The 1,099-nt window shown below is 80.3% G+C and carries 1 protein-coding gene; it reads left to right on the forward strand.

Translation table 11 applies throughout. The features are described 5' to 3' along the window. Positions 1–90: 90 nt before the first annotated feature. The coding region (locus GTQ99_RS27345; protein ID WP_166618050.1) for an aminotransferase class I/II-fold pyridoxal phosphate-dependent enzyme at positions 91–1,099 on the forward strand (1,009 nt) is incomplete at its 3' end.

A 1,099-nucleotide genomic window follows, 5' to 3' on the forward strand; every position in this document is an offset into this window, starting at 1 on the left:
GGCCGCAGCTGCACGACTGGACTGCTCACACCCTCGATTGGACCTCTCCGATCCCGCGGTGAACAGTGCCAATCCGCCTACAGTGGCCTGGTGACGACCGTCGGCGCCGCCTCCCTCGCGCAGCTCCTCGGGCAGTGGCAGGGCCGCGGCCCCGCCTTCCGGGCCCTGGCCGACCGCGTCCTGCTGCAGCTCGTGGACGGCCGCGTCGCGGCCGGCACCCGGCTGCCGGCCGAGCGCGAGCTCGCCGGGGCGCTCGGGGTCAGCCGCACGACCGTCGCCGCCGCCTACGCGCACCTGCGCGCCGCGGGCTGCCTGTGCACCGTGCGCGGCTCCGGCAGCGTCCTGCGGCTGCCGGGCGCCCCGGACGAGCCGTCCGCCGGCGCCCCCGGCACGGCGGGAGGCGCGGCGGGCGCGGGGCCGGGCGCCGGGTCCGCGCAGCGCCGCACCGGCTCCCCGCTCGTCGACCTCACCCGCGCCGCGCTGCCGGGCGCCGCCGAGCACGTGCTGCGGGCCGCGCACCGCGCGCTGGAGCAGCTGCCCGCCCACCTGGGCGGGCCCGGCTACGAGCTGCTCGGGGTGGCCGCGCTGCGCGCCGCCGTCGCCGAGCGCTACACCCGCCGCGGGCTGCCCACCCGCCCCGACCAGGTGCTCGTGACGCTGGGCGCCCAGCACGGCGTCGGCCTGGTGCTGCGCACGCTGACGGCGCCGGGCGACCGGGTCCTCGTGGAGTCGCCGGGCTACCCGCACGCGCTGGAGGCCGTGCGCGGGGCCGGCGGGCGGCCCGTCCCCGTGCCCGTCGCCCCGCGCACGGCCTCCTCGCCGGGCGGCTGGGACGTGGAGGCGCTGGAGGAGGCGTTCACCCGCACCCGCCCGGCGCTGGGCCACCTCATGCCCGGCTTCCACAACCCCACCGGCGCGGTGATGCCGGCCGCGCTGCGCGCGCGGGTGTGCGAGCTGGCCCGCCGGTGCGGGACGACGCTCGTGGTCGACGAGACGACGAACGACCTGCCGATCGACCCGCTCGACCCCTCCCTCGCCACCTCGCCCGGCGCCTCTGCCGGCGCGGCCGTCCCGCCGCCGTTCCCCGCCGACGTCGTGC

The organism is Kineococcus vitellinus (assembly GCF_009906315.1).
Taxonomy (GTDB): Bacteria; Actinomycetota; Actinomycetes; order Actinomycetales; family Kineococcaceae; genus Kineococcus; species Kineococcus vitellinus.